This window comes from Streptomyces sp. AgN23 (assembly GCF_001598115.1).
In the GTDB taxonomy this organism is placed as follows: domain Bacteria; phylum Actinomycetota; class Actinomycetes; order Streptomycetales; family Streptomycetaceae; genus Streptomyces; species Streptomyces antimycoticus.
The window spans coordinates 1,647,450-1,672,406 of record NZ_CP007153.1 but is presented as its reverse complement, the minus strand read 5'-3'; the positions used below and the strand labels follow the sequence as shown (position 1 = coordinate 1,672,406).

The 24,957-nt window shown below is 71.2% G+C and carries 26 protein-coding genes and 1 pseudogene; 15 read left to right on the top strand and 12 right to left on the bottom strand.

The genetic code is table 11. The annotated features are described in order from the left end of the window. Positions 1–9 precede the first annotated feature (9 nt). A complete protein-coding gene (locus AS97_RS07340) occupies positions 10–1,032 on the bottom strand; it encodes a chitinase (RefSeq protein ID WP_210564562.1) in 1,023 nt (340 codons plus the stop codon). A 200-nt stretch (positions 1,033–1,232) separates the two neighbouring features. Between AS97_RS07340 and AS97_RS07335 the strand changes: the two genes are divergently transcribed. After that, entirely contained in the window at positions 1,233–1,478 is a 246-nt protein-coding gene (locus tag AS97_RS07335) for a hypothetical protein (protein WP_059149257.1), read from the top strand. Positions 1,479–1,556: 78 nt separating this feature from the next. After that, entirely contained in the window at positions 1,557–1,763 is a 207-nt protein-coding gene (locus tag AS97_RS07330) for a hypothetical protein (RefSeq protein ID WP_210564561.1), read from the top strand. Between the two features lie 38 nt (positions 1,764–1,801). On the opposite strand, the gene AS97_RS07325 is transcribed toward AS97_RS07330, so the two are convergent. Next, positions 1,802–2,470 carry a GntR family transcriptional regulator gene (locus AS97_RS07325; protein WP_059149259.1) on the bottom strand — a complete coding sequence of 223 codons (669 nt, stop codon included), beginning with the start codon at positions 2,468–2,470 and terminating at the stop codon, positions 1,802–1,804. A gap of 106 nt (positions 2,471–2,576) precedes the next feature. Here AS97_RS07325 and glyA point away from each other — a divergent pair, with 106 nt between their 5' ends. The 5 genes from glyA to soxG are packed head-to-tail and all read left to right on the top strand — an operon-like array spanning position 2,577 to position 9,038. Then, on the top strand, positions 2,577–3,926 hold the full coding sequence (glyA, locus tag AS97_RS07320) for a serine hydroxymethyltransferase (protein ID WP_210564560.1): 1,350 nt from the start codon (positions 2,577–2,579) through the stop codon (positions 3,924–3,926). After that, positions 3,923–5,143, top strand: coding sequence for a sarcosine oxidase subunit beta family protein (locus AS97_RS07315; protein ID WP_210564559.1), 1,221 nt, complete (start codon positions 3,923–3,925; stop codon positions 5,141–5,143). The genes glyA and AS97_RS07315 overlap by 4 nt, the downstream gene beginning before the upstream one ends. Before the next feature lie 10 nt (positions 5,144–5,153). After that, positions 5,154–5,480, top strand: a complete 327-nt coding sequence (locus AS97_RS07310; RefSeq protein WP_059149261.1) for a sarcosine oxidase subunit delta — start codon at positions 5,154–5,156, stop codon at positions 5,478–5,480. Next, positions 5,477–8,389, top strand: a complete 2,913-nt coding sequence (locus tag AS97_RS07305; protein WP_210564558.1) for a sarcosine oxidase subunit alpha family protein — start codon at positions 5,477–5,479, stop codon at positions 8,387–8,389. Before AS97_RS07310 ends, AS97_RS07305 begins: the two co-directional genes overlap by 4 nt. Continuing rightward, entirely contained in the window at positions 8,382–9,038 is a 657-nt protein-coding gene (gene soxG / locus AS97_RS07300; protein ID WP_210564557.1) for a sarcosine oxidase subunit gamma family protein, read from the top strand. Before AS97_RS07305 ends, soxG begins: the two co-directional genes overlap by 8 nt. A gap of 46 nt (positions 9,039–9,084) precedes the next feature. Here soxG and AS97_RS07295 read toward each other — a convergent pair whose 3' ends face one another. Both AS97_RS07295 and AS97_RS07290 read right to left on the bottom strand, forming a co-directional pair. Next, a complete protein-coding gene (locus AS97_RS07295) occupies positions 9,085–9,990 on the bottom strand; it encodes an MBL fold metallo-hydrolase (RefSeq protein WP_210564556.1) in 906 nt (301 codons plus the stop codon). Positions 9,991–10,011: 21 nt separating this feature from the next. Further along, on the bottom strand, positions 10,012–11,295 hold the full coding sequence (locus AS97_RS07290) for an MFS transporter (protein ID WP_210564555.1): 1,284 nt from the start codon (positions 11,293–11,295) through the stop codon (positions 10,012–10,014). Between the two features lie 159 nt (positions 11,296–11,454). Between AS97_RS07290 and AS97_RS07285 the strand changes: the two genes are divergently transcribed. The 3 genes from AS97_RS07285 (at position 11,455) to AS97_RS07275 (ending at position 13,682) form a co-directional block, all read left to right on the top strand. Then, on the top strand, positions 11,455–11,664 hold the full coding sequence (locus tag AS97_RS07285; RefSeq protein ID WP_086705980.1) for a hypothetical protein: 210 nt from the start codon (positions 11,455–11,457) through the stop codon (positions 11,662–11,664). Next, entirely contained in the window at positions 11,651–13,042 is a 1,392-nt protein-coding gene (locus AS97_RS07280; protein ID WP_210564554.1) for an amidase, read from the top strand. Before AS97_RS07285 ends, AS97_RS07280 begins: the two co-directional genes overlap by 14 nt. 70 nt (positions 13,043–13,112) lie before the next feature. Then, a complete protein-coding gene (locus AS97_RS07275) occupies positions 13,113–13,682 on the top strand; it encodes a TetR/AcrR family transcriptional regulator (RefSeq protein ID WP_059149267.1) in 570 nt (189 codons plus the stop codon). A gap of 70 nt (positions 13,683–13,752) precedes the next feature. On the opposite strand, the gene AS97_RS07270 is transcribed toward AS97_RS07275, so the two are convergent. Beyond that, complete coding sequence (locus AS97_RS07270) at positions 13,753–14,628, bottom strand: SDR family NAD(P)-dependent oxidoreductase (RefSeq protein ID WP_210564553.1); 876 nt, start codon at positions 14,626–14,628, stop codon at positions 13,753–13,755. A 69-nt stretch (positions 14,629–14,697) separates the two neighbouring features. Here AS97_RS07270 and AS97_RS07265 point away from each other — a divergent pair, with 69 nt between their 5' ends. Beyond that, on the top strand, positions 14,698–15,381 hold the full coding sequence (locus AS97_RS07265; RefSeq protein ID WP_210564552.1) for a TetR family transcriptional regulator: 684 nt from the start codon (positions 14,698–14,700) through the stop codon (positions 15,379–15,381). 156 nt (positions 15,382–15,537) lie between these two features. On the opposite strand, the gene AS97_RS07260 is transcribed toward AS97_RS07265, so the two are convergent. The 3 genes from AS97_RS07260 to AS97_RS07250 form a co-directional block, all read right to left on the bottom strand. Next, entirely contained in the window at positions 15,538–15,768 is a 231-nt protein-coding gene (locus AS97_RS07260) for a DUF5133 domain-containing protein (protein WP_059149269.1), read from the bottom strand. 94 nt (positions 15,769–15,862) lie between these two features. Further along, positions 15,863–16,684 (bottom strand): SigB/SigF/SigG family RNA polymerase sigma factor, encoded by an 822-nt coding sequence (locus AS97_RS07255; RefSeq protein ID WP_210564551.1) that lies wholly within the window; start codon positions 16,682–16,684, stop codon positions 15,863–15,865. A 205-nt stretch (positions 16,685–16,889) separates the two neighbouring features. Beyond that, the gene (locus AS97_RS07250; protein ID WP_059149271.1) at positions 16,890–17,552 is read right to left on the bottom strand and encodes a hypothetical protein; all 663 of its coding nucleotides are present in this window, start codon (positions 17,550–17,552) and stop codon (positions 16,890–16,892) included. Between the two features lie 163 nt (positions 17,553–17,715). Here AS97_RS07250 and AS97_RS07245 point away from each other — a divergent pair, with 163 nt between their 5' ends. Next, entirely contained in the window at positions 17,716–18,666 is a 951-nt protein-coding gene (locus AS97_RS07245) for a phosphotransferase (protein WP_059149272.1), read from the top strand. A gap of 64 nt (positions 18,667–18,730) precedes the next feature. On the opposite strand, the pseudogene AS97_RS07240 reads toward AS97_RS07245, so the two are convergent. Then, positions 18,731–19,747 (bottom strand): annotated as a pseudogene (locus AS97_RS07240) (chitinase); the annotation flags it as partial. Between the two features lie 572 nt (positions 19,748–20,319). Here AS97_RS07240 and AS97_RS07235 point away from each other — a divergent pair. Further along, positions 20,320–20,721, top strand: coding sequence for a RidA family protein (locus tag AS97_RS07235; protein WP_059149273.1), 402 nt, complete (start codon positions 20,320–20,322; stop codon positions 20,719–20,721). A 72-nt stretch (positions 20,722–20,793) separates the two neighbouring features. On the opposite strand, the gene AS97_RS07230 is transcribed toward AS97_RS07235, so the two are convergent. Beyond that, positions 20,794–21,675 (bottom strand): NAD(P)H-binding protein, encoded by an 882-nt coding sequence (locus AS97_RS07230; RefSeq protein ID WP_210564550.1) that lies wholly within the window; start codon positions 21,673–21,675, stop codon positions 20,794–20,796. A gap of 284 nt (positions 21,676–21,959) precedes the next feature. On the opposite strand from AS97_RS07230, the gene AS97_RS07225 reads away from it, so the two are divergent. Continuing rightward, on the top strand, positions 21,960–22,493 hold the full coding sequence (locus AS97_RS07225) for a hypothetical protein (RefSeq protein ID WP_210564549.1): 534 nt from the start codon (positions 21,960–21,962) through the stop codon (positions 22,491–22,493). Positions 22,494–22,498: 5 nt separating this feature from the next. Then, positions 22,499–22,840, top strand: a complete 342-nt coding sequence (locus tag AS97_RS07220) for a TetR/AcrR family transcriptional regulator C-terminal domain-containing protein (protein ID WP_247204262.1) — start codon at positions 22,499–22,501, stop codon at positions 22,838–22,840. A 97-nt stretch (positions 22,841–22,937) separates the two neighbouring features. Here the strand turns inward: AS97_RS07220 and AS97_RS07215 are convergent, their stop codons facing one another. Both AS97_RS07215 and AS97_RS07210 read right to left on the bottom strand, forming a co-directional pair. Beyond that, entirely contained in the window at positions 22,938–23,882 is a 945-nt protein-coding gene (locus AS97_RS07215) for an AraC family transcriptional regulator (protein ID WP_232546518.1), read from the bottom strand. 122 nt (positions 23,883–24,004) lie between these two features. Further along, positions 24,005–24,946, bottom strand: a complete 942-nt coding sequence (locus AS97_RS07210; protein WP_210564546.1) for a VOC family protein — start codon at positions 24,944–24,946, stop codon at positions 24,005–24,007. Positions 24,947–24,957: the final 11 nt, after the last annotated feature.

The window sequence follows — 24,957 nt, the reverse complement described above, 5'->3', positions numbered from 1 at the left end:
GGGTCTCCCTCAGCCCTGGTACCGGGCGAATATTCCGGTGAACTGCCAGGGCTCCTGGGTGACTCCGGAGCAGGTGTCGTCGTTCGGGTAGGCGCCGGGGCAGGGGCGGTCCCGGTTGACGGACCAGAAGGAGAGCCGCGACAGGTGGTGCTGGGAGGCGTAGTCCAGGATCGTCTCGAAGTCGTCGGTGGAGACGGTCTCGTTGACGTCGGTGATGCCGTTCATCGAGGACAGGCCGCTATGCCGGTAGGCGTCGTCGTCGCTGTAGCCGTAGGCACCCTTGACGGCGTTCTTCAGACCGTCGGTGGCCTGCTTGGTCAGCTCGCCCATGTTCTGGCCCTCGCCGCCGAAGTCGAACGGCATGATGGTCCAGCTGTCGGCCTCGAAGCCGGATTCGGCGGCCCGGCGGATCATGCTGTCGTCGGGGCCGTTCTGATCGCTGGGGAAGGTGACGTAGGTGAGCAGCCCCGGGTTGTCGGCCTTCACCTGCTTCAGGGCGTCGATCGTCTTCTGCTGGACGGCCGGGTCGTTGTAGGCATCGCCTTCGATGTCGATGTCGATGGCCTTGAGACCGTAGGCGTCGATGACCTTCTGGTAGGCCCCGGCGAGGGCCTTCGCGTCGCCACAGGACTGCTCCAGCTTGGCGCCGCTCGCGCCGCCGAAGGACGGCACGACATCGCCGCCCTTGGCCCGTATGGCCTTCACGGTCTGCTCGTCGGCCCCGCCGGTCAGCGGGCGGCTGCCGTCCCACTGCGGGGAGCAGTTGCCCGAATCGAGGACGAAGGCGAGGGTGAACCAGCTGACGCCGGTGGCGTCCATCACCTCGCCCGGGTCCGGCGGGTTGCCCCATCCGTTGTACAGGTAGGGAGCCACGGCGGCGGATGCCGCGTCGGGGGCTTGTCCGGGGCTCGCGGCCCAGGCGGCCGCGGTCGTGCTCGCGACGGCGGCTACGGCGGCCACGGCCAGGGCGGTCCGCCGCCGGCGGCGGCGGTGTACGCGGTCCGGGGCGGTGAACTCTTCGCGGTGGTTCATGTGGGGGGATGCCTTCCTCAGACGCGGACGGGCCCCGGCACTGGCATGTCCGTCGGACAGGCGCCGCCGCAGCCCGCGACATGCGGTTTTCGGCCGGAAGGTCACGGCCGGACTCTCGGCCCATATATTTCGGGAGTTGAACGCGTCCCGTCAATAGGTCCGCACCAATGAAGTGACGTGCCTTCAAGGAGCGAACTCGCGTGACGCGTTGCGCCGGCGAACACCTCAGCTGCCGGCCGAACGTGGCGTGTCCACGGGTGCGGGGATCCGGCGGCGCGCCGCTCCTCGTCCCCGCCGCGATGCGCCTGCTCGGCCGCTCGGCCTGGTACGCGCCCGGTTTCCTCCGCACGGTCCATGGACGGTTCGGCCTCAGCGAGGGCGGCCCCGCGCCCGCGCCGGGGTCCATGGCGGAGCCGCCGTACGCGGAAGACTCGACGCGCGTCTGACCCCGCCAGACCGCGCCCCGCTGTGCCCGCCTCCACCCCATGGGAGGCGGGCACAGCGGGAGTTGGGGATCAGCGCTCGTGGTTGTGCGTGATGTGTTTGGTGCGCGCGTAGTCGTCCAGGGCGGGCCGATCTCGACGTCCTCGCCCGCGTTCGGCTCGCCGACGACCAGGGACCGGACCTCGATCGCCCATCTCCCCGAGGACGACGTGGCCCCGCAGCTGTGGACCACCCTCGCGGGCAGACCCCGCCTGCATCGCGAGAATCAGCGCGTCGTGCTGCACTGACCGGGGGAACTCCCGCCCCCGATGGGGAAGTCGGTGTCTCAGATGGCCGCGCGAACGGCCCGTTCGAAGCCCTCGACATGGCTGCCGGCGAGCTGTGCCGCCGTGTCGTGGTCACCGGCGACGATCGCGTCGATCAGCGGTCCGTGCTCTTCGACGTGGCCGGCCACGTCGGACAGGCGGTCGATGAACAGGCACCAGATGCGCGTGGCCAGATTGTCGTGGCGGACGAGAGTGTCCTCCAAGTACGGGTTGTGCGTGGCGGCGTAGATGGCGCGGTGGATCCGCAGATCCAGATGCATGAGGTCGGCGGCGGCGAGCCCGCGCGGATCCACGCTCCCCAGATCCCGCCGTAGAGCTGTCAGCGTCGCACGGTCGGTGGCGGTGGCGCGCCGCGCGGCCCGGGCGGCGGCCAAGGGCTCCAGCTCCTGGCGCACCTCCGAGATATAGGCCAGGTCGGTGATGTTGACCTCGGTGGCGAAGGTGCCGCGCCGGGGGTAGGTGGTGATGAGGCGCTCGTACTGGAGTCGCTTGAGCGCCTCGCGCACCGGCGTCCGCCCGACACCGAGGGACTGTGCCAACTGGTCCTCGTTGATCGGCGCGCCCGGGCGGATCTCGAGCATGACCAGGCGGTCCCGGATGGCGCGGTAGGCGCGCTCGGCGAGGGACAGCTCCTCGCCGTCCCCGGGCTCGGTCGCCACGTTCCGCATGAGGCCCCCTTGACCTGTCCGGCGAGCTCCCATACCTTACCGCAGAGGCTGATATATCAATTGCCGATCAGTGGTCCAGTAGTTCGCCTCCCAGGATGGTGCGCACATGGCAGCGAACCCGCCCACCCAGGTCACCACCCCTCTCTCCGTCCCGCTCCGCGAGCTGGACCCGGAGATCGCCGCCGCGGTCGGCGCCGAACTGCACCGCCAGCGGTCGACCCTCGAGATGATCGCCTCGGAGAACTTCGCCCCGGCCGCCGTCATGGAGGCCCAGGGCTCGGTCCTGACCAACAAGTACGCCGAGGGCTACCCCGGCCGCCGCTACTACGGCGGCTGTGAACACGTCGATGTCATCGAGCGGTTGGCCATCGCCCGGGTGAAGGAGCTGTTCGGCGCCGAGGCGGCGAACGTGCAGCCGCATTCGGGCGCCCAGGCCAACGCGGCCGCGATGTTCGCGCTGCTGCGGCCCGGCGACACGATCCTCGGCCTCGACCTCGCGCACGGCGGGCATCTGACCCACGGCATGCGCGTCAACTACTCCGGCAGGCTGTACAAGGTCGTGCCGTACCACGTGCGCGAGTCCGATCTGCGCATCGACATGGACGAGGTCGAGCGGCTCGCGCTCGCCCACCGGCCCAAGATGATCGTCGCGGGTTGGTCGGCCTACCCCCGCCGGCTGGACTTCGCCGCGTTCCGGCGGATCGCCGACGAGGTGGGCGCGTATCTGATGGTGGACATGGCGCACTTCGCCGGGCTGGTGGCCGCGGGCCTCCACCCGAGCCCGGTGCCGTACGCCGATGTCGTGACGACCACCACGCACAAGACCCTCGGCGGCCCGCGCGGCGGGGTGATCCTCAGCCGGGCCGACCTGGCCAAGAAGATCAACTCCGCGGTCTTCCCGGGGCAGCAGGGCGGCCCGCTGGAGCATGTCATCGCGGCCAAGGCGGTGGCCTTCAAGGTGGCGGCGGGCGAGGAGTTCGCGGAGCGCCAGCGGCGCACCCTGGACGGTGCCCGCATCCTCGCCGGACGGCTGCTGGCCGACGATGTGGCCGAGGCCGGGATCACGGTGCTGACCGGCGGCACCGAGGTGCATCTGGTCCTGGTCGACCTGCGCGCCTCCGCGCTCGACGGGCAGCAGGCCGAGGACCGGCTGCACCGCGTCGGCATCACCGTCAACCGCAACGCGGTGCCCTTCGACCCCCGTCCGCCGATGGTCTCCTCCGGGCTGCGGATCGGCACTCCGGCCCTGGCCACCCGGGGCTTCGGCACGGCGGAGTTCCGGGAGGTCGCCGACATCGTCGCGCAGGCCCTGATGGCCGAACGGCTCGGCGACGAGCGCACCGGCCTGCTGCGTGACCGGGTGGAGAAGCTCGCCACCGCGTTCCCTCTCTATCCCCGGCTGCCTCACCCGGCTCGCCCGACCCACCCGCCCCGCCCGAACGGAGACGCGGCATGACCGCCACGCCGCTGCCGGAGCACCCGGAGTACCTCTGGCGCACCCCCGAGCCGCGCTCCTCCTACGACGTCGTCATCGTCGGCGCGGGAGGCCACGGCCTGGCCACCGCCTACTACCTCGCCCGGAACCACGGCATCACCGATGTCGCCGTCCTGGAGAAGGGCTGGCTGGCCGGTGGCAACATGGCACGCAACACCACGATCATCCGCTCGAACTACCTGTGGGACGAGAGCGCGGCGATCTACGAGCACGCGCTGGGGCTGTGGGAACGGCTTCCGGAGGAGCTGGACTACGACTTCCTGTTCAGCCAGCGCGGTGTCCTCAACCTGGCGCACACCCCCCAGGACGTCCGCGAGGGCGTGCGCCGGGTCAACGCCAACCGCCTCAACGGAGTCGACGCCCACTGGCTGGAGCCGGACGAGGCCGCCAGAGTCTGCCCCATCCTCAATGTCTCACCCCGCACCCGCTATCCGGTCCTCGGCGCCACCTTCCAGCCGCGGGCCGGTATCGCCAAGCACGACCACGTCGCCTGGGCGCTGGCCCGCCGGGCCGATGAGATGGGCGTGGATCTGATCCAGGGGTGCGAGGTCACCGGTTTCCTCAAGGACGGCGACCGGGTCGTGGGCGTCGAGACCAGCCGCGGCCGTATCCTCGCCGGCCGGGTCGGTCTCGCGGTCGCCGGGCACAGCAGTGTGCTGGCCGAGCGGGTCGGCGTCCGGCTGCCGGTGCAGTCCCATCCGCTCCAGGCGCTCGTCTCCGAACTGCACGAACCGGTGCACCCCACCGTGGTGATGTCCAACCACGTGCACGTGTATGTCTCCCAGGCGCACAAGGGCGAGCTGGTGATGGGCGCGGGCGTCGACGCCTACAACGGCTATGGGCAGCGCGGCTCGTTCCATGTGATCGAGCGGCAGATGGCCGCCGCCGTCGAGCTGTTCCCCGTCTTCGCCCGTGCGCATGTGCTGCGGACCTGGGGCGGCATCGTCGATGTCACTCCGGACGCCTCCCCGATCATCGGCACCACCCCCGTCGAGAACCTCTATGTCAACTGCGGTTGGGGCACCGGCGGCTTCAAGGCCACCCCGGCCGCCGGCTGGACCTTCGCCCACACCATCGCCACCGGCGAGCCACATCCGCTGAACGCCCCCTTCGCCCTCGAACGCTTTACGACGGGCGCGTTGATCGACGAACACGGCGCCGCGGCCGTGGCCCACTGAGGAGGACATCGTGCTGCTGATCAGTTGCCCATGGTGCGGTCCTCGCGACGAGACCGAATACCACTACGGGGGACAGGCCCACGTCCCCTACCCCGGAAACCCCGCGGACCTCACCGACGAGGAGTGGGCCGCGTATGTCTTCTACCGCGACAACCCCAAGGGGCCGTTCGCCGAGCGGTGGATGCACGGCACCGGCTGCCGCCGCTGGTTCAACGTCCTCCGTGACACGGTGAGTTACGAAGTGCTGGCCGCCTACCGGCTCGACGAGCCACGCCCCGCACTGCCCGGCCGGGCGGACGTCCACCAGCCCGCCGAACCGGCCGGAGGCAACCGATGACCGATCAGCGATTCCGGCTCCCGCACGGGGGCCGCGTCGACCGCGGCACCGTGCTGCGGTTCACCGTCGACGGCCGGGAGATGACCGGGCACCCCGGTGACACCGTCGCCTCGGCGATGCTGGCGAACGGGCGCGTCGAGGCCGCCCCGTCGATCTACCGCGGCCGCCCGCGCGGCATCGTCGCCGCGGGTGTCGAGGAGCCCAATGCCCTGTTGCAGATCGACGGGCCGTGCTCCGAGGGCATGGTGCCCGCCACGACGGCGGAGCTGTACGACGGGCTGTCGGCCACGACGCTGTCCGGGATGGGGCGGCTCGACCCGAGCCCCGACCCCGCCTACTACGACAAGAAGTACGTCCACACCGATGTCCTGGTCGTCGGCGCCGGACCGGCCGGGCTCGCGGCCGCCGCCGCTGCCGCGGGCTCCGGCGCCCGGGTGATCCTCCTCGACGACCGGCCCGAGCCCGGCGGTTCGCTGCTCTCCGGGCGCACCGACAGGGTCGGCGGGCAGACCGCCCTCGAGTGGGTCGCCGGAGTGCGCGCGGCGCTCGACGCCGCCCCGGAGGTCGTCGTCCTGCGGCGCACCACGGCGTTCGGCAGCTACGACGACAACTACGTACTGGCCCTGGAGCGGCGCACCGACCACCTCGGCGCCGACGCTCCCGAGCCGTCCGCAGGTGTCTCGCGGCAGCGGCTGTGGCACATCCGGGCCCGCCAGGTGGTGCTGGCCACCGGCGCCCACGAGCGTCCGCTGGTCTTCGCGGGCAACGACCGGCCCGGGGTGATGCTCGCCGGGTCCGTGCGTTCGTACCTCAACCGGTATGCGGTGGTGCCGGGTTCGCGAGCCGTGGTGGGCACGGTGAATGACAGCGCCTATGACACGGTGGCCGATCTCCACGCCGCCGGGATCGACATCGCCGCCGTCGTGGACGCGCGGCCCGAGCTGTCCCGCCGGGCCGCCGAGGTCGCCGTGGCGAGCGGGGTGCGGGTGCTGACGGGCAGTGCGGTGGTCGACACCGCGGGCGCGAACCGGCTCACCGGTGTCACCGTCCAGGCCCTCGACACCGAGGGCCAACTCAGCGGTGAGAGCGAGTCGTTCGACTGCGACCTGCTGGCCGTCTCCGGCGGCTGGAGCCCGGTGGTGCACCTGCACGGCCAGCGCCAGGGCACGCTGCGCTGGGACGAGGACCTGGCCGCCTTCGTCCCGGACGGCACCGTACGGAACCAGCACATCGTCGGCGCGGCCCGGGGGACGTACGACCTCGACGGCTGTCTCGCCGAAGGGGCGCGGGCCGGTGCGGCGGCCGCGACGGACGCCGGGTTCGCGGTGGCCGCGCCCGAACCGCCCTCCCGCGACGCGCGGCCCCGGGCCGTGGCGGGCCCGGTGCGCGCACTGTGGCTGGTGCCCGCGCCCGGCCCCGGCAGCGAACCCGGCGACTGGGACACCCACTTCGTCGACCTCCAGCGCGATGTCACCGTCGCCGACATCTGGCGATCCACCGGCGCCGGTATGCGCGGCGTCGAGCACATCAAGCGCTACACCTCGCTCGGCACGGCGAATGATCAGGGCAAGACCTCCAATGTCAATGCCATCGGTGTGATCGCCGAGGCGCTCGGGGCGGGCGCGTCACCCGGGCAGATCGGCACCACGGGCTATCGGGCGCCGTACGCGCCGGTGGCCTTCGCCGCGCTGGCCGGGCGTGAGCGCGGCGAGCTGTTCGATCCGGAGCGCACGACCTCCATCCACCCATGGCACGTCGCCCACGGGGCGGTGTTCGAGGACGTCGGGCAGTGGAAGCGGCCCCGGTACTACCCCCGGCCCGGTGAGGACATGGACACGGCCGTGGCCCGCGAGTGCCGCGCGGCCCGTGAGGGGGTGGCGTTCATGGACGCCTCCACCCTCGGCAAAATCGAGATCTGGGGCGCGGACGCGGGTGAGTTCCTCAACCGCGTCTACGCCAACGCCTTCAAGAAGCTGAAGCCCGGCATGGCCCGCTACGGCGTGATGTGCAAGCCCGACGGGATGATCTTCGATGACGGTGTCACGCTGCGCCTCGACGAGAACCGCTACTTCACGACCACCACGACCGGTGGCGCGGCCGCCGTCCTGGAGTGGCTGGAGGAGTGGCTGCAGACCGAATGGCCCGACCTCGATGTCCACTGCACCTCGGTGACCGAGCAGTGGGCGACGATCGCGGTCGTCGGCCCTCAGTCGCGCGAGGTCGTGGCCCATCTCGCGCCCGAGGTCGACCTGTCGAACGAGACCTTCCCGTTCATGGCCTTCCGCGAGACCACCCTGGCCTCCGGCATCCCCGCCCGCATCTGCCGGATTTCCTTCTCCGGCGAACTCGCCTACGAGATCAACGTATCGGGGTGGTACGGCCCGGCGGTCTGGGAGGAGGTGTACGCGATCGGCCGGCCGTACGACATCACCCCGTACGGCACCGAGACCATGCACGTGCTGCGGGCCGAGAAGGGCTACATCATCGTCGGCCAGGACACCGACGGCACCGTCACCCCGCAGGACGCGGGCATGTCCTGGGTGGTCTCCCAGCGCAAGGACTTCATCGGAAACCGCTCGTACTCCCGCGCCGACACCTCCCGCACCGACCGCAAGCAGCTGGTCGGCCTGCTGCCGAGCGATCGGCGGACCCGGCTGCCCGAGGGCACCCAGCTCATCGCGCCGAACGTGCCCCTCACTCCCGAGGCCGGGCCGGTGCCGATGCTCGGCCACGTCACCTCCAGCTACCACAGCCCGGCCCTCGGCCGCCCCTTCGCCCTCGCCCTCGTCGCCGACGGGCGGGCACGGATCGGCGAGACCCTCCTCGCCCCGGTGGGCGAGGACCTGGTGCCCGTCCTGGTGGCCGACACCGTCCTCTACGACCCCGAAGGGACCAGGCGAGATGGCTGAGCCGACGAACGCCGCGGGCGCAGGGGCAGTCGCGGGCGCGGGCCCGGTGGCGCTGCGCACCAGCCCCCTGGCCCATCTGGCGGAGCGGATGCGCACCGCCACCGTCACCGGCCCCTGGGGCGTCACGCTGACCGAGTGGCCGTTCCGCACCATGGTGAACCTGCGCGTCGACCCCGCCTCCGCAGCGGCCGGCCGCGTCGAGCAGTCCCTGGGGGCGCCACTGCCGCGGCAGTGCGGCCACACCACCGCCTCGGGTTCGCACACGGTTCTCTGGCTCGGACCCGACGAATGGCTCGTGTTCGCCCAGGCCGACGGGGTCGACGGGACCGCCGTGGTCGCCGCGTTGCGGGCGGCACTCGGAGCGGAGCCGGGCTCGGTCGTGGACGTCTCGGCGAACCGCACCACGCTGGAGCTGAGCGGCCCGGCCGCTCGGCAGGTGCTGGAGAAGGGCTGCCCGCTGGACCTGCACCCCCGGGCCTTCGGCCCCGGCCACGCGGTGTCGACCACGGTGGGGCCCGTCGCGGTGCTGCTCTGGCAGGTCGACGGCGCCCCGGCCTACCGGCTGTTCCCCCGGTCCTCGTTCGCCGACTACCTGGCGCGCTGGCTCATCGACGCGATGAGCGAGTACCGCGGGCCAGAGCTGGGCTGATGGGGTGCCCCGATGGGGTGGGCCGCGCTCGATGTACGTCCCGTTGTCACCGGGTGTCCGGGCGTACGGGCGAGAGCCGGTAGGTGTTCTCGTGGGTGATCACACGGCCGGCGGTGGGCGGCGGGAAGTGGGTGCCGAGCAGGAGCGTGTCCGTATCGGCGAGGGAGCCGAGGAGTTCGCGGCGGGTGGCCTCGGACTGCTCGGGGGCGATGTCGACGCATGAGCCGATGGTGGGGTGGGCGAGCTGGACGGGGTGGTGGATGCAGTCGCCGGTGATCAGCGCCGTCTTGTCGCGGCTGGTGAGCTGGAGGGCGATATGGCCGGGGGTGTGGCCGGGCGTGGGCATCAGCCGCAGCCCGGGGGCGACCTCGGTGCCCTCGGCCAGGACGTCGGCCAGGTCGAGCAGTCCCGCATCCTCGATCGGGGTCACGGAGTCACGGAACATCTGCGCGCGCGGCTCGTCCATGTCATAGCTCGCCCAGAACTCCCGTTCGGCGCGGGAGGTGAGGTAGCGCGCATGGGGGAAGGTGGGCACCCATGCGCCGTCCACCTCGTGGGTGTTCCAGCCGACGTGATCGGTGTGCAGATGGGTGAGGATCACCAAGTCGACCGATTCCGGGGGGAATCCGGCGGCGGTCAGACGCTCCAGGTAGTCGGTGTGCAGATCGTGCCAGGCGGGGTTGGCCCGTGTCTTGCCGTTGCCGATGCCGGTGTCGACGAGCACCTTCAGCCCGCTCACCTCGAAGGCGAAGCTGTGGCTGCCGAGGCGCAGGATGCCCTTCTGATCGGCGAAGTCCGGGCGCAGCCAGTCTTGTTGCGTGACCACGTCCGTGGTGGCGTCGGGCAGCAGCCACGGCCCGGTCTGCGGCGGCAGGAGCACCTCGTCGATGCGGTGGACGATGAGGTCGCCCACGGTCCAGAAGGGGATGTCGATGCTGTGTGCTGTGTGCATGGTCCGTCGTTTCCTTGGTCTCTAGCGGGGGAGTGCGGCGCGCGGTGACGCGGTGAGTGCCGCCACCGCCGCGGCCGCGAGGACGGCGGCGCCGACGGCGTAGGCGTAGGAGGCGGCGCGGAGCCCGTAGTGCTGGGCGGCGGCGCCCGCGGCGATGGCGGGCAGGCTCATCGCCAGATAGCTCAGGACGTAGTAGGCGGCCACTGTCGTGGCCCGGTCCCGCTCGTCGAGCGAGCCGAGCAGCATCCGCAGCGCCCCTTGGGAGACGGCGCCGAAGGCGATGCCCGCCAGGGCCGCGCCGCCGAACAGGGCGAGCGGTCCGGCGCCGTGCAGGGCGCCCAGGCTCAGGGCGGCGGAGGGGATGACGGCCAGGCAGCCGCCGGTGGCGGCGGTGGTCGGTGCCGTGCGCCGCAGGGTCCATACGGTGAGCGCGGCGGCGGCGCTGACGGTGAAGAACACCATTCCGCCCGCGGTACGGGGAGTGCCGGGGGCCACAAGGCGTACGAGCGCGGGTCCCAGGGAGGAGTAGAGCCCGCCGAGCGCCCAGACCGCGACGACACCCGTGCCCACGGTCAGCAGCGCGCGGCGGGCCGAGGGCGGGACGCCGAGCCGCGGGAGCAGCGACCGCAGCGCGCCAGGGCGTCGGTGTCCGCTCTCCGCGGTGAAGGTGACCGCGGCCGCCTGCGCCACGAACAGTGCGGCCAGCAGCAGGTAGACGGTGACCGTGGGCGCGGGGGAGAGGGGGATGAGGAGGGCCGAGGCGAGCACGCCGCCGGCCATGCCGGCCACCGGGGCGATGCTGTTGGTCAGGGCGGATCGGCCGGGGCGCAGCGGGTCGTCGAGGTCGAGGAGCGCCGCTCCCGAGGCACTGGTGGCCGCGCCGGTGGACGCTCCTTGCAGGACCCGGGCGGCGATCAGCGGTCCGGCGCCGTCCGCCGTGGCCAGCAGCACCATGGACACGGCCTCCAGAACCAGCGCGCCCACCAGGACGGGGCGCCGTCCCAGGTGGTCGGAGAGGGCTCCGACGGTGAGGAGGGCCAGCAGGAGGGTCAGGGAGTAGGCGCTGAAGATCACCGTGATGGTGAGTGCGGACAGGCCCCACTGGTCCTGGTAGAGCGGGTACAGCGGGGTGGGGGCGCTGGACGCGGCCAGGAGGGTCGTGAGGACCGACGCGTAGAGGACGAGGGCCGCGGTGCGGTTCGCCGTGGTCTCGCGGAGGGGCGCGGTGCGGCCGGCCGTGGTCTCACGGAGGGGAACGGCTGTGTAGGGGCACTGCGCGGGGGCGCCGGAGGTGGCGCTGGGCATGGGACTCCTTCCCGCTAAAAGCGACGCATTTGCTTTAAGGGACTGTAGGCCCTACAGTCGACTAACGCAAACCGTTAGCTTTTGTTTCGGGGTTGCCGGGGATCGCCGGGGTCACTCCTCCGGAATCGCTCCGCCTCTCCGGTCCATGAGGGAGACACCATGCCCGCTGCTGAACTCACCCCTCCGGAAGCGGCCCGCTGGGCCGCCCGCGCCGGGCTCCCGCTGCCGCCCGAGCGCCACGCCGCGGCGGCGGCCACCGCCAATCACATCCACTCGGTCGTCGCCGTCCTGCGCGAACTCGACTTCGGTGACACCCCGCCCGCCCCCGCCTACCGTGCGCGAGAGGAGCAGCACGATGCAGCCGTATGAACTGTCCCTCACCGCGGCCGCCGCCGCGATCCGGGCCGGGCGGCTGTCCCCGGTCGAGCTGGTGGACTCCGTCCTGGAACGCGTCGAGCGGCTGGAACCCCACCTGAACGCCTATGCCACGGTGACCGCCGAGCAGGCGCGCCACGCGGCGCGCAAGGCCGCGGACGACATCGCGGCCGGCCGCTCACGCGGCCCGCTGCACGGCATCCCGATGGGGCTGAAGGACCTGATCGACGTCGCCGGCGTGGCCACCACCGCCAGCTCCCGGGTCCGCGACGACCACCGCGCGCAGGCGGACAGCACGGTCGCCGCCCGCCTCGGCGCGGCCGGCGCGGTCCTGGTCGGCAAGACCCACACCCATGAGTTCGCCTACGGGCTCACCACCCCGCAGACCCGCAACGCCTGGGACACCGGCCGGGTCGCCGGCGGCTCCAGCGGCGGATCCGCCGTGGCCGTGGCCTCAGGCACCGCGACCTTCGCCCTGGGCACCGACACCGGCGGATCCATCCGCGTCCCCGCCGCGCTCAACGGAGTCGTCGGCCTCAAGCCGACCTACGGCCTCGTACCCCGCCACGGCGTCACGTCCCTGTCCTGGTCGCTGGACCACGTCGGCCCCCTGACGCGCACCGTCGAGGACCAGGCCCTGGTCCTGGCGGCTCTCGCCGGACACGACCCCCGCGACCCCGCCTCCCTGGACGCGCCCGCGCAGGACTACCGGCCCGGTGCGGGCCAGGACCTGACCGGACTGCGCGTCGGCGTGCCGCGCAACTACTACTTCGAGCACGTCGATACGGAGGTGGAAGCCGCGGTCCGGCAGGCCGTCGACCGGCTTCAGGCCCTCGGCGCACGCCTGGTCGAGGTCGAGATCCCCATGACCCGCTATATCCAGGCCACTCAGTGGGGCCTGATGGTGCCGGAGGCGACCGCCTACCACGAGCGCACCCTGCGCGCGGTGCCCGAGCTGTACCAGGTGGACGTGCGCACCCTGCTCGAAGCCGGGGAGCTGATGCCCGCCGGGGACTATCTGCGCGCCCAGCGCTCCCGGACGCTGATGCGCCAGGAGTGGGCGCGCGTGCTGGCCGATGTCGACGTGATCGCCGCCCCGACGGTTCCGGCGACCGCGGCCAAGGCCGACCAGGAGACGATCACCTGGGCGGACGGCACGGTCGAAGCCGTCTCCGACGCCTACGTACGCCTCTCGGCCCCCGCCAACCTCACCGGAGTGCCCTCACTGTCCGTCCCGGTCGGCCACGACACGGCGGGCCTGCCGATCGGCATGCAGCTGCTGGGGCGGCCCCTGGGGGAGAACGTGCTCCTGCGGGTCGGCCACGCCTACGAGCAGTCCCAGCCGACCCGCGTGCTCGCACCGGCGGCCTGACGGCGGCCTGGGGCAGCGGTCGGGGGCGCACCACTGTCTAGAAGCAAGAAATTTGCTTTAAGGTGGAAGGATGAGCAGGCAGATGGTGCGCCCCGGCGGGCGCAGCGCCCGGGTCCAGGCGTCGGTGCACACCGCCGTACGCGAACTCGAAGCGGAGGTGGGCCGCGACGCCCTGACCGTGCCGCTGGTCGCCCAGCGCGCCGGGGTCACCCCCTCCACGATCTACCGTCGCTGGGGAGACCTCGCGGAGCTGCTCTCGGACGTGGCGGTCGAGCGGCTGCGGCCCGATACCGCGCCCAAGGACCACGGCGGCCTGGCATCCGACCTGGCGGCCTGGGCCGAGCAGTTCCTCGACGAGATGGCCTCCCCCGCCGGCCGTGCCTATATCCGCGACGCCCTGCTCGGCGACCCCGACGGCACCAACGCCGGCCAGTGCTCGGCCTATGCCGCCGACCAGGTCGGCCTCATCCTGGCCCGCGCGACCGGACGCGGGGACGACGTCCCCGGGGTCGAGACGGTCATCGACCGCGTCGTCGCCCCCCTGATGTACCGCATTCTCTTCCGCCCCGCCGGACTCGACGCCGCCTACGCCCGCGGACTCGTGGCGGGGCTCCTCGGCCCGGTCGGCGAGGACGGGTGACCACGAGGGACACCGTCGTGCCGGTCGCAGCCCGCGACGCGTGGTGTGACCGGTGCGATCCCGGCAGGCCCTACTCGGCCGTGCCCTCGGGCGGGAGCTGTGCGGGGTAGGGCTCGCCGAAGTCGGCCGAGCGGCTGACCTCTTCCCAGGCGGTCGCCTCGGCGAGCTGGTGCTGGGAGTAGTCCCGCGCCATGGTCGTCGCGTTCACGCCCAGCGGGAGATGGCTCGGGACCTGGTCGCGGTGGACGGTGCGCACGATGATCTCGGCGGCGCGCCGAGGGTCCCCGGCCGCTCCTGTTGTGCTCTGCCGCACCAGCCGGTTCATCGCCCCGACGGTCTCGTCGTAGGCGTCGGGGATGGGTTGGACCGTCATGGAGGAACCGGCCCAGTCGGTGGCGAAGCCGCTCGGTTCGACCACCATGACGCGCACGCCGAACGGTGCGGTCTCCATGGCGAGCACCCGGCTGAAGCCGTCGACCGCGAACTTGGCCGCCTGGTAGGAGGCGATGCCCGGCGATCCGCCGACCCGCCCGCCGATCGAGGAGATCTGCACGACGGTGCCGGCTCCCTGGCGGCGCAGGGCCGGAAGCGCGGCCTTGGTGACGTTGTAGACGCCCCAGAAGTTCGTCTCGAACTGGGCGCGGAAGTCGTCGTCGTCCGATGTCTCGATGGGCGACACATTCGCGTATCCCGCGTTGTTCACGAGCACGTCGATGCGCCCGAAGCGGGCGAGCGCCGCCTCGACGGCCTCGTGCGCCGCCTCGGGACGCGTGACGTCCAGCGCGACGGGATGGACGCGGTCGCCGTACTCGCCGAATGCCTCCGCGAGGGCCTTGGGGTCGCGGGCGGTGGCCACGACATGATCGCCGGCCTCGAGGGCGGCGGTGACCAGGGCGCGCCCGAGGCCGCGCGATGAACCGGTGATGAACCAGACCTGTTGCTTCATGCCGTTAGTACAACACCGTTCTCTTAATAATGCAACGACGTTGCCTTACGGGTTCCTATGATGTGGGGCATGACGACGCCTGCCTTCCAACGTGCCCGCAGTACCCAGGCCAAGCAGGCGCGGGAAGAGGCGATCCTGGACGCGGCCCGTGCGCTCGGCCGCCGGCGCGGGGTCCGCGACGTCACCCTCACCGACATCGCCGCGGCCGTAGGGATGCACAAGTCGGCCCTGCTTCGCTACTTCGAGACGAGGGAGCAGATCTTCCTGCGGCTCACCGCGGAAGGCTGGCGGCAGTGGTCCGCGGACCTGCGCGGCGATCTCGCACGGAGGGCGCACGCCACGCCCACGGAGGTTGCCGAGGTCGTCGCCGCCACGCTGGCGGCCCGGCCGATGTTCTGCGACCTGCTGGCACAGGCGCCGTTGAACCTCGAGCGCAATGTCTCGATCGACTCGGTGCGCGCCTTCAAACTGGTGACGCTCGAGGAGATCGAGCTGATCGACGGCGAGCTGCGACGACTGCTCGGACTGACCGAGTCGCAGACCGTCGACCTGGTCGCCGCGGCGACCGGCATGGCCGGGGCCCTGTGGCAGATGGCCACCCCCGGCCCGCGCCTGCGGGAGCTCTACGAGACCGACCCCCGGCTCGGCCACGCGGTCGTCGAGGTGGAACCCCGCCTGCGCCGCGTCCTCGCCGCCTTTCTCACCGGACTCGGCGCGGGACCCTCCGCGACGGGCTCGGACGACACTCCGTAGCCACCTGGCCGAACCGCGCACGCCGGGCGATACAGGTCGGTGCGATACAGGTCGGTGCGATACAGGTCGGTGCGATACAGGTCGGTGCGGTGCGGTGCGGTGCGACCGCGACGGGCGCGTGCCCCGGCCGGCGGCCGGGGCACGCGGGGGTGTGCCTCAGACGGAGGGGAGAAGGGAGTCGTCCTCGGTGTGGGCGCCGGGGAGCTGATGCCGGGCGGCGATCAGAGCGGCGTCCACATCGCGGGTGCCGGTGACGACGCACAGCGTGTAGGCGACGTCGTCGAGCCGCTGCCGCGCCCTTGGGCCGCCGTCCTCGGCGTGCAGGGTTCGCAGGGTCTCGTACTGTCGGATGAGGCCGGTCAGAACCGCGGGGTGGGCCATGAGCATGGCAGGCTCCTTCTTCTTCATCATCATGCGGCGTGATACGTGCGGTGAGGGCGGTGTCGCCTCACGTACGGGGAGTCTCTTCACTCACAGGGCGTCAGACGGGCACGGGTACGTTCTCGGGCTGCGGCTCGGCCTCGACCTGCTTGCGGATCGTGTGGCAGCTACGGGAGATGAGACGGGAGACATGCATCTGGGAGATGCCCAGCTCCTCGGCGATACCGGCTTGGGTCATATCGTGGAAGAACCGCAGATACAGGATGCGCTGCTCCCGCTCCGGCAGCCGGTGCAGACAGGGCTTGACCGACTCCCGGGCGACGACCGTCTCATAGCGGGCCTCGGGCCGGCCGAGGGTGTCGGCCAGGGAGTAGCCGTCGTCCGCGCCGGCGAGCTCGGCGTCCAGGGACAGGGAGCGGAAGCTGTCGATGGCCTCCATCCCGGTGAGTACGTCCTCTTCGCTCATGCCGGCGGCTTCGGCGACCCGTGCCACGGTGGGGGAGCGATCGGCGCCTTCCGCGGTGGCCAGCTCCTGGATGGTGGCGCGGACCTTGTTGCGCAGCTCCTGCACCCGCCGGGGCACGTGCACGTCCCAAGCGCAGTCGCGGAAGTGGCGCTTGAGCTCCCCGACGATCGTGGGGATCGCGTACGGCTGGAACGCGCCTCCGCGCTGCGGGTCGTAGCGGTCGACGGCCTTGACCAGGCCCAGGGCGGCGACCTGCTCCAGGTCCTCCAGGTTCTCTCCGCGGTTGCGGTAGCGGCGGGCGAGGCGGTGGGCCATCGGCAGCCACGCTTCGACCAGCTTCTCGGCCAGTGCCTCCCGCTCGGGTCCTTCAGCCATGGCGGCAAGCCGCTCGAAGTCGGCCGCGGTGTCAGGAGTGTCGTCGTGACGGCGGCGGGCGCCTGCACACGTCGCGCTCATCGAGGTTCTCTCCTCCCTGCTTGTCGCTGTACAGCAGAGCGGGAGGCCGGCACGGCACGGTCTGGGGCTCGCAGCGCGTGGCGCGCGGCTCCCGCCAGGTGTGCCTGCTTTCCGAAGCACCTCGGTCAGTCACTCTTCTAGCCAAGGTCGCGGATCTCAAACCCTTTTGGCCGGCGCGTGCTCAGGCCCCCGGCTCGGGCCCGGCTCAGGCCGGGGACCTGAAGGGCGCGCGGCCCCGGCCCAGTGCCACCGTCGTGGTGACCCGGGTGACGCTCGGCCTCCGGGGCACCGAACCGAACCCGAAGCGCACCGGGGGTTCGACGGGCGCCATCACACCGAGGTCGTCACCCTCGAAGACCGCCGACACCGCGACGATCGGCCTCAGATCCCGCGCGCCGTACCACTCACGGCGCCCGCCCCCGGCGCTGCCGCGAGTGCGCACACCGGCCAGCAGCAGGCGGGCGGGGACGTCCAGCAGCGCGCTCCATCCCGGACGGCGGGCGAGTGCGCCGGGCACGGCACGCAGCAGCAGCCCCAGGGGCCCTCGTCGGCCCGTGGTGAAGCGCATGTCCAGTGCCCCGGCCCGGACGGTCCAGGTGCCCGCCCCGACGCTCACGCGGACCGGCGCGATGCGCACCGCGTCGAAGGTGTAGGTGAGGGCGATGAAGTCCGCCGTCTCCGGTGTGGGAGCGAGCAGCAGCCGTTCACCGTCAGCGCGATCGAGCATCACGTCGCTGAACGGCCCGAACGGCGATCGCTCCCAGTGCCCCAGCACGATGCGCGTCCCGGAGGAGGTGCCTGTGCCCGCGATCCATCCGTCGAAGCGCAGCCGTGCGGGGCCGGTGGCCTTGCCGCGTTCTCGGCTCACACAGGGTGGGTCCCCGCCCACCGCCCCCGGAAACGTGCATACGGCACGGGGCACCCGGCCCCTATCCGATCGATCGGGTACGGCGCTGCCCGGTAGGGAGGACCGGCCCGGCTCCTTCGCTCGCTCCGCGCCATCTACTCCGCCGACATGCGACGATCGGGCCATGACGGATTCCGCGCCACCACAACACATCGCCCGCCGCACCTCCGCCGCGGTCGACGCGGCTGTCGGAGCAGCGCGTGATCTCGGACTCACCGTGACCGATGCCAAGGTGCTCCATGACCTGTTCTCCGTGGTCGTCCACCTTGCGCCCGCACCGGTCGTGGCGCGGGTTCCCACCGTTCTGCCGCGCTACGTGGACCTCGATTCCCGGGCACGCCGCCAGCAGGTGGAACTGGATGTGACACGGTGGCTCGCGGACCGGGGAACCCCCGTGATCCCGCCCAGTCCTCTCGTGCCACTGGAGCCCGTTCAGCGCGACGGATTCGCGATGACCTTCTGGCAGTTCGTCGAGGAGCGCCGGGACACCGAGCCCGACTATGTGGCGAACTCCGAGATCACCGCTGACCTGCATGCCGCGATGCGCGCATACCCGGGTCCACTGTCGTTTCTGTCCGCGGCCGAACCGCGGTTCATCGTGGACAGCTTCGCTCTGCTCGAAACGCGCGCCGACCTCATCGGCCCGGCCGATCTGGAGCGCGCACGCCGCGAGTGGCAGGTCCTGGAACCTCTCGTGCGCTCACGCGCGGCGTTCGAAACGGCGTTCCCGGGGATCGACCTCCAGCCCATCCACGGCGACTCCCCGCCCGCGAACATCTTCTCCGGGGCGGACGGGGACCTCTACGCCGACTTCGAGCTGGTCACGCTGGGCCCCGTCGAGTGGGACCTGGCCGCTCTCGGGCCGACCCTCGAATCCGCCTACAACCGTGGCGCGCGGCGCAACGGCATGAGGCCGTTGAACCAGGACGTCCTGGGCTTCGTGAACGCTGTGGGGATGCTGCGGGCCATCGCCTCCCTCTCGCTCGTACCGCAACTGCCGCTGCTGATGGAGTACGTGGAGCCGGCCGTCGACCAATGGCGGACGATGCCGTTCGCCGGCGGCGTGGCCGGCTGACATCGACACGGGACGCCTCACCGGGACCGCCCGGTGAGGCCGGCGACGCGTGTCCGACGCGGTTTCAGCCGCCGTAGTAGGCGTCGAAGTTCTTCGCGAACTCGCCGCCGTTGAAGCTGTCCCAGTTGATCGACCAGGCCATCAGCCCGCGCAGGGCGGGCCAGCTGCCGTGGGGCTGATAGCCGCCGCAGTCGGTCTTCTTCGTCAGGCAGTTCAGGGACTTGGTCACTTCACTGGGCTGGGTGTGGCCGTTGCCCGCGGTGGGGCTCGCGGGCAGGCCGATCGCCACTTGGGACGGGTCCAGCGCCGGGAAGACGTTGTTGGTGTCGCCCGCGACGGGGAAGCCGGTGAGCAGCATGTCGGTCATCGCGATGTGGAAGTCGGCGCTGCCCATGGTGTGGGACTGGTTGTCGAGCCCCATGATGGGTCCGGAGTTGTAGTCCTGGACGTGCAGCAGGGTGAGGTCGTCCCGCAGTGCGTGAATGACCGGGAGATACGCCCCGGCACGCGGGTCCTGGCCGCCGGAGGGGCCCGCACCGTAGAACTGGTAGCCCAGCTGCACGAAGAACGTTTCCGGGGCCATGGTGAGGGTGAAGTCGGATCCGTACTTCGCCTTGAGCGACTTCACGGCCGAGATGAGATTGACGATCGCGGGGGTCTTCGGGTTCTTGAAGTCGGTGTCGCCGTCGTCCAGCGACAGCGAATGGCCCTCGAAGTCGATGTCCAGGCCGTCCAGTCCGTACTTGTCGATGATCGCGCCGACCGACTCGACGAACTTGTCGCGGGCGGCGGTGGTGGTGAGCTGCACCTGGCCGTTCTGCCCGCCGATGGATATCAGCACCTTCTTGCCCGCGGCCTGCTTGGCCTTGATGGCGGCCTTGAACTCGTCCTCGGACTCGACGTTCGGGCATTCGGCCTGCGGGCAGAGGCTGAAGCGGATGTCGCCGGAGGTGGTGGAGGTGGGTTCGCCGAAGGCCAGGTCGATGATGTCCCAGCTGTCGGGGACATCGGCCATGCGGGTGTATCCGGAGCCGTTGGCGAAGCTCGAGTGCAGATAGCCCACGAGCGCGTGCTCGGGGAGTGCCGCCTTCGCGGTGGCGGAGGTGGTGCCCGCGTCGGCGGTCGTCGCCGAGACCGTGGCGAGCAGTCCGGCCGTGGCGACAGAGACGCACATGCCGGTAAGAACCCTCTTGCTCAAGGGGAAACGGAGGCTCATGGTGGCCGCTCCTTGGTGTGGGGGAAGACGGAGCCGAACCGAGGTGGGACGGGATGATCGGACGGCGTGGGGGGAGGCTGCGCGCCCACGAGAAAACAGGACTAGACCAGTGAGTGTCAATGGTCCGGTCCAATTTCGAGGTCCCGCACCAGGACGACGCGTTCGCGAGGCACGGATTGGTGGCGGTCGGTGAGGCAACGGCCGGCGGCTGCCGCCGACCGTCGGGGGCCGACCGTCGGGTGCCGGGGGCACGCAGCACGCCGGGCTACTCCGGACGCCACAGCAGACGGGCGGTGGCGGCCCCGATGCCCGTGCCCCCACCCGTCACGGTGACAACTCGCTTGTCCACCAAGCCTGTTCATCCTCCCACCGCACCATCGCGCAGAGTTGTCGAGCGTAAGCGACGCCTCGCTCGGGCGCTGGGCGCGGCTGGAGTCATGCTCAGCGACGCCATCAGGCTGGCCGCCAAACTGGCCGAGGACGCCGTGCCCACTTACTCCCATGTCGTCAAGGGCACCGGACACTTCGTGGCCGTCTCCGGCCAGCTCGCCCTGGACGAGGCGGGTGGCATCGTCGGCGAGGGCGACCCGGCGGCCCAGGCCCGCCAGGTCTTCGAGAACCTGCGGCGCTGCCTCGGCGCCGCAGGTGCGACGTTCGACGACGTGATCAAGCTGACCTACTTCGTCACGGACATGGCCCACATGCCCGCCATCCGTGAGGCCCGCGCCCTCCACCTGCCCGACGACCGGCTGCCGGCCGCCTCGGCGGTGCAGGTCGTCTCGCTGGTGCGGCCGGAGTTCCTCATGGAGGTCGAGGCACTCGCGGTGGTGGCCGAGTGACCGGAGGACTCCGGCTCCGGATGACTCGGGATGACTCCGACTCCGACTCCGACTCTGGGGACTCGGGATGGCTTACGACGCGTCGGCGAGCCGGTGCCGAAGGTGGTCGTAGGCCCAGGCGGCGAGGGTGGTCGGGGTGGTGGTCCGGAGGCTGCGGCGCTGTTCGGGGACGAAGTCTTCGCGCAGGCCGGTCGACATTCCGATCACGGCCTCGACCAGGCGCTCGGCCATCCCCGCCCGGTGGAGCTGGGTGCGCATGGCGTCGTCCGTGATCTGTTCGACGGCGATCCGCCGACCGGTGGCAGCGGTGAGGATGTCGCTGACCTCTCGCCAGGTGAGGTCGGCGGGCCCATGAACGGCCTGTACGCAGCGTCCCGACCAGGTGGGGGAGAGGAGACGGGTGGCGGCGACCTCGGCGATGTCGCGCGGCGCCACCCAGGCCATGGGTTGGTCGAGCGGAAGGATCACCTGGAGGGTGCCGGTTCGCAGGGCCCCGAGTTGAAGCTCGAGATTGGTGAAGAAATAGCCGCAGCGGAGGTGGGTGACATCGACGCCCGTGCCGTCCAAAGCGGTCTCGGTCTGCGCCAGGCCGTCGATCTCACCGGCACCATGACGTTTCTCGGCGCCTACGCTGCTTTGGAAGACGACGCGGCCGATCCGGTTCTCGGTGACGGCGCGGACCACGCTCCTGGTGCCGCGGTCGTATTCGGCGAGGGGGTCCTCGCTGCCGCCGGCCGGGTTCACCCAGAACAGCGCGTCGACATCGGTGGTCGCCGCCACCACCGCATCGGCGTCGTATTGGTCGACCGGCACGGCATCCACCGCGTCTCGCACCTCCGGCGCCAGCCGGGCGGGGGCGCGCAGCAAGACGCGCGGCCGGACCCCGGCGCGGACCAGCGTGGCGACGACATGGCGGCCGACGTTTCCGGTCGGGGTGGTGACAGCGATGCGCATCGTTTCTCCCTCTCAGCTCTCAGCTCTCAGCGATGGCTCGACTGCAGGTTAGGAGCCAATGCGGCCGGAATCTGTCCTCCTTCCCAGGCGGCCGGGTGAACCGCCACCGCCCGGGCTCACTGATGCTGACTCACCACAGACGGTGGTCCCAAGGTCTGACTCCCGCCTTCGCCCATGAGCCCGGAGGTGGACGCCGTCGCGTTCTCCGGGTGGATGTGGCCGTGGGACGGTGCGTGGCAATCTCTGGGATGTCGGAGTAAAAACGCATAGGGGGAGCCAGCGTCATGTCCATCAGCGCGTCGCCGCCCGCCCCCTCGCCCCTCCTGACCGCCGCGCCCGTCCCCTCGTGGGCCGGACGCGTGGCGGCCGCGACCTTATGGGCATCCGCGCCGTCCGCCCTCTGGCGGCTCGCCGTGGTGCTCGGCGTCCCGCTGGGGCTCGCCGAATCCGAGTACGACTCGATGCTCATCCCCGGCTGGGGGTATCTCGTGGTGCCGTTGCTGTCGGTGTTCCAGGAGGCCCTGGCCTTCCTGACGCTGGGGCTGGTGCGGCCATGGGGCGAGGTGTGGCCGCGCTGGATCCCGGGTCTGAGAGGCCGCCGCATCCCCGTATACGCCGCGGTCGTACCCGCGGCACTGGGCGCACTCGGCTGCACGATCTACGGTGTGCTGTTCACCTGGACCACGTTGCACGCGGACATGGAGATCACGCGGTGGGGAGAGTGGCTGATGAACCTCTGCTACGTGCCGTTGGTGGCGTGGGGGCCGCTGCTGGCCGTCGTCACCGTGCACTACTACCGGCGGCGCACACCGGGCTGAGCCGTGTGTGCGACCTGGGCAACGCACTCCTCGCCGCCCTCACGGACGCGGGACTGCCGCGCGCCCGGGCGACCGGCACGGTCTTCGGTTTGCTGCACTTCGACCTCGGTCACACCATGGAGGAGCAGGCGCGCGAGGGACTGCGTGCCGCGAAGCAGTGGGACCCGGAGCGGGTGGTGGCGGCCGCCGGCGACTTCCCCGAACTCGCCGCGGGTCTGGCCGCCTTCGAGACGGCGAGCCCCGACGAACGCCTCGCCGACGGCGTGGGAGGGATCCTCGACGGGGTCCGGCGCCGGGTGGGCGTCCGGAAGGGCGGCGGCGATTCTGCTTCCGGGGCCGTTTCGTAAGTGGCGCGGAACGGCATCGGCGTGCGGGCCTCGCCGATGCCTGGCGAGCGGCGTCCGTCGACACCGTCCGTCGATACCGCGCAGCAGCCGTTCGCGGCTACCTACGGGCCGCAGTGGCCGAGGGCAGTTCGCCGAAGCGGTCGCGGTACTCACCGGCGAAGCGGCCCAGATGGGTGATGCCCCATCGGTAGGCGATCACCCCGACGGGGTCGGTGGAGGTGAGGATGTCCTCACGGATCCGAGCCAGCCGCAGGTTGCGTACGTAGGCCAGCGGAGGCAGCCCGAACCGTTCACGGAACGCGGAGCTGATGGTCCGCGGGCTGCACTGCGCGGCGTCGGCGATGCCACCGAGACTGATGCGCTCGGTGAGGTTCGATTCGATGAAGGCGAGGGCGGCGCGCAGGAAACGCGGGTAGCCTGGGCGAGGACTGTCCCACAGTTCGCCGGTGTGGGTGTGCGGCTGCGCCAGGAGCAGGGCGGTGACGATGCACCGCAGTTGGCTGCGTTGCAGCTCGGCACGGTGGAACAGGGGATCCCCCGAGTCCAGCTGTTCGATGAGGGAGCGGACCAGCAGCCGAACCGCCCGGCCCTTGGGCCGGGCCAGATCCAGGGCGAAGTCGAAGCGCACGGTGGAGACCGGCGGGTGTCCGGTCAGCGCGGCGAATTCCTGGTCGACCAGCGCGGCGTCGATCCGCAGCCCCAGGAATCGCGTCCGGCTGCCCAGTGGCCGCAGCTCCTGGGTGTCTCCGGGGTTCACGACTCCCGCGGTCGCCTTGTCGAGGGTCGCCCTCAGGGCGCCGCGGGATGCCGCGATCTCACCGGACACACCGAGGTTGACGAAATACGAGCGCCGGCCCGGCGCCGCGGCGACACGTACGTCCAGGGGCGAGGCGAAAAAGCCGACCGCGAAGTCGTGGGCGGCGACGCCGCGCAGTTCGTGGTCCCCGCTGCCCAGGCCGGCCAGCGGTGACGTGGTGATCGAACCGCCGAACAGCCGGGTGGCGGCATTGAGCAGGTCGACGGGGTTCTCGGATCGGGTCATGAGGAAATCCCGCAGCAAAGCGGCCACGGCCTCATCTCCCTTCGGCCTCGCGTACGCGAAATCCTTCCGCGCAACGCCCTCCGGTGACGATACGGCGAAGAGTCCCGCTCTCGGCCGGACGCTCACATGGGCGGGGCGACGAACAGCCCGGGGTCGACGTCGTTATGGGACTTGGCGGCGATGAACTCGTCCATCTCATTCGCGGTGCCCCACTGGTCGGCGTTGGCGGGGTCGCGCAGGTCGTAGAGGTGCGGATGCCAGGTGTCCTCGTCCAGGACCTCCAGCTCGGTGGTGTACTCCACGGTGTTGCCGGCCCGGTCGAGGAAGTAGCTGAAGGAGTTGTCCCCGGCGCGATGCCGACCCGGGCCCCACAGGCGCTCAACGCCCATACGTTGCATCCGGCCGGTGCCCCGCATGAACTCGTCGACCCCGCGCAGCTCGAAGGAGGCATGGTGGAACGCCGCGTGCGGCCCCCGCACGATGCCGAAGCTGTGGTGGATGGTGTTGCACCGCAGGAACCACATGATCTCACCGCGGCCACCGACACACAGGGTGTCCGACAGCCGGAACCCGAGGTGCTTGATGTACCAGGCCACCGTGGCTTCGGGCGTGGGCGAGTTCATCAGCACATGCGACAGGCGGACGGGGACGGACTCGCGGGCCTCGATCGTGCGGTGCCGACGCGGAGCGACATCGGCCGAAACCTCGACGACCCGGCCCTCGTTGTCGAAGAAGCGCACCGCATAGCCGCCCCCGGGGGTGTCGATGGCCCGGGGTTCGTGCACCAGCCGTACGCCCTGTGCCATCAGCCGCGCGGCCAGGGTGTCGACGTCCGCCACATCGGCAGCGCCGAAGGCGATGAGGTCGGTGCGCTTATGGGCGTCCTCGCGCAGTCGCACCACGTACTGCTCCGGGGAGCCTTCGGCGGCCAGGAACGAGACGCCGGTGTCGCCGTGGGATTCGGTCAGTCCCCACAGTTCGGTGTAGAACCGGCGTTGCTCGGCGAAGTTCGGCATGGCGACATCGATGTGCCGCAGGTGGGTGATCAAGCTGGTGTCGCTCATCTCAGGCACTC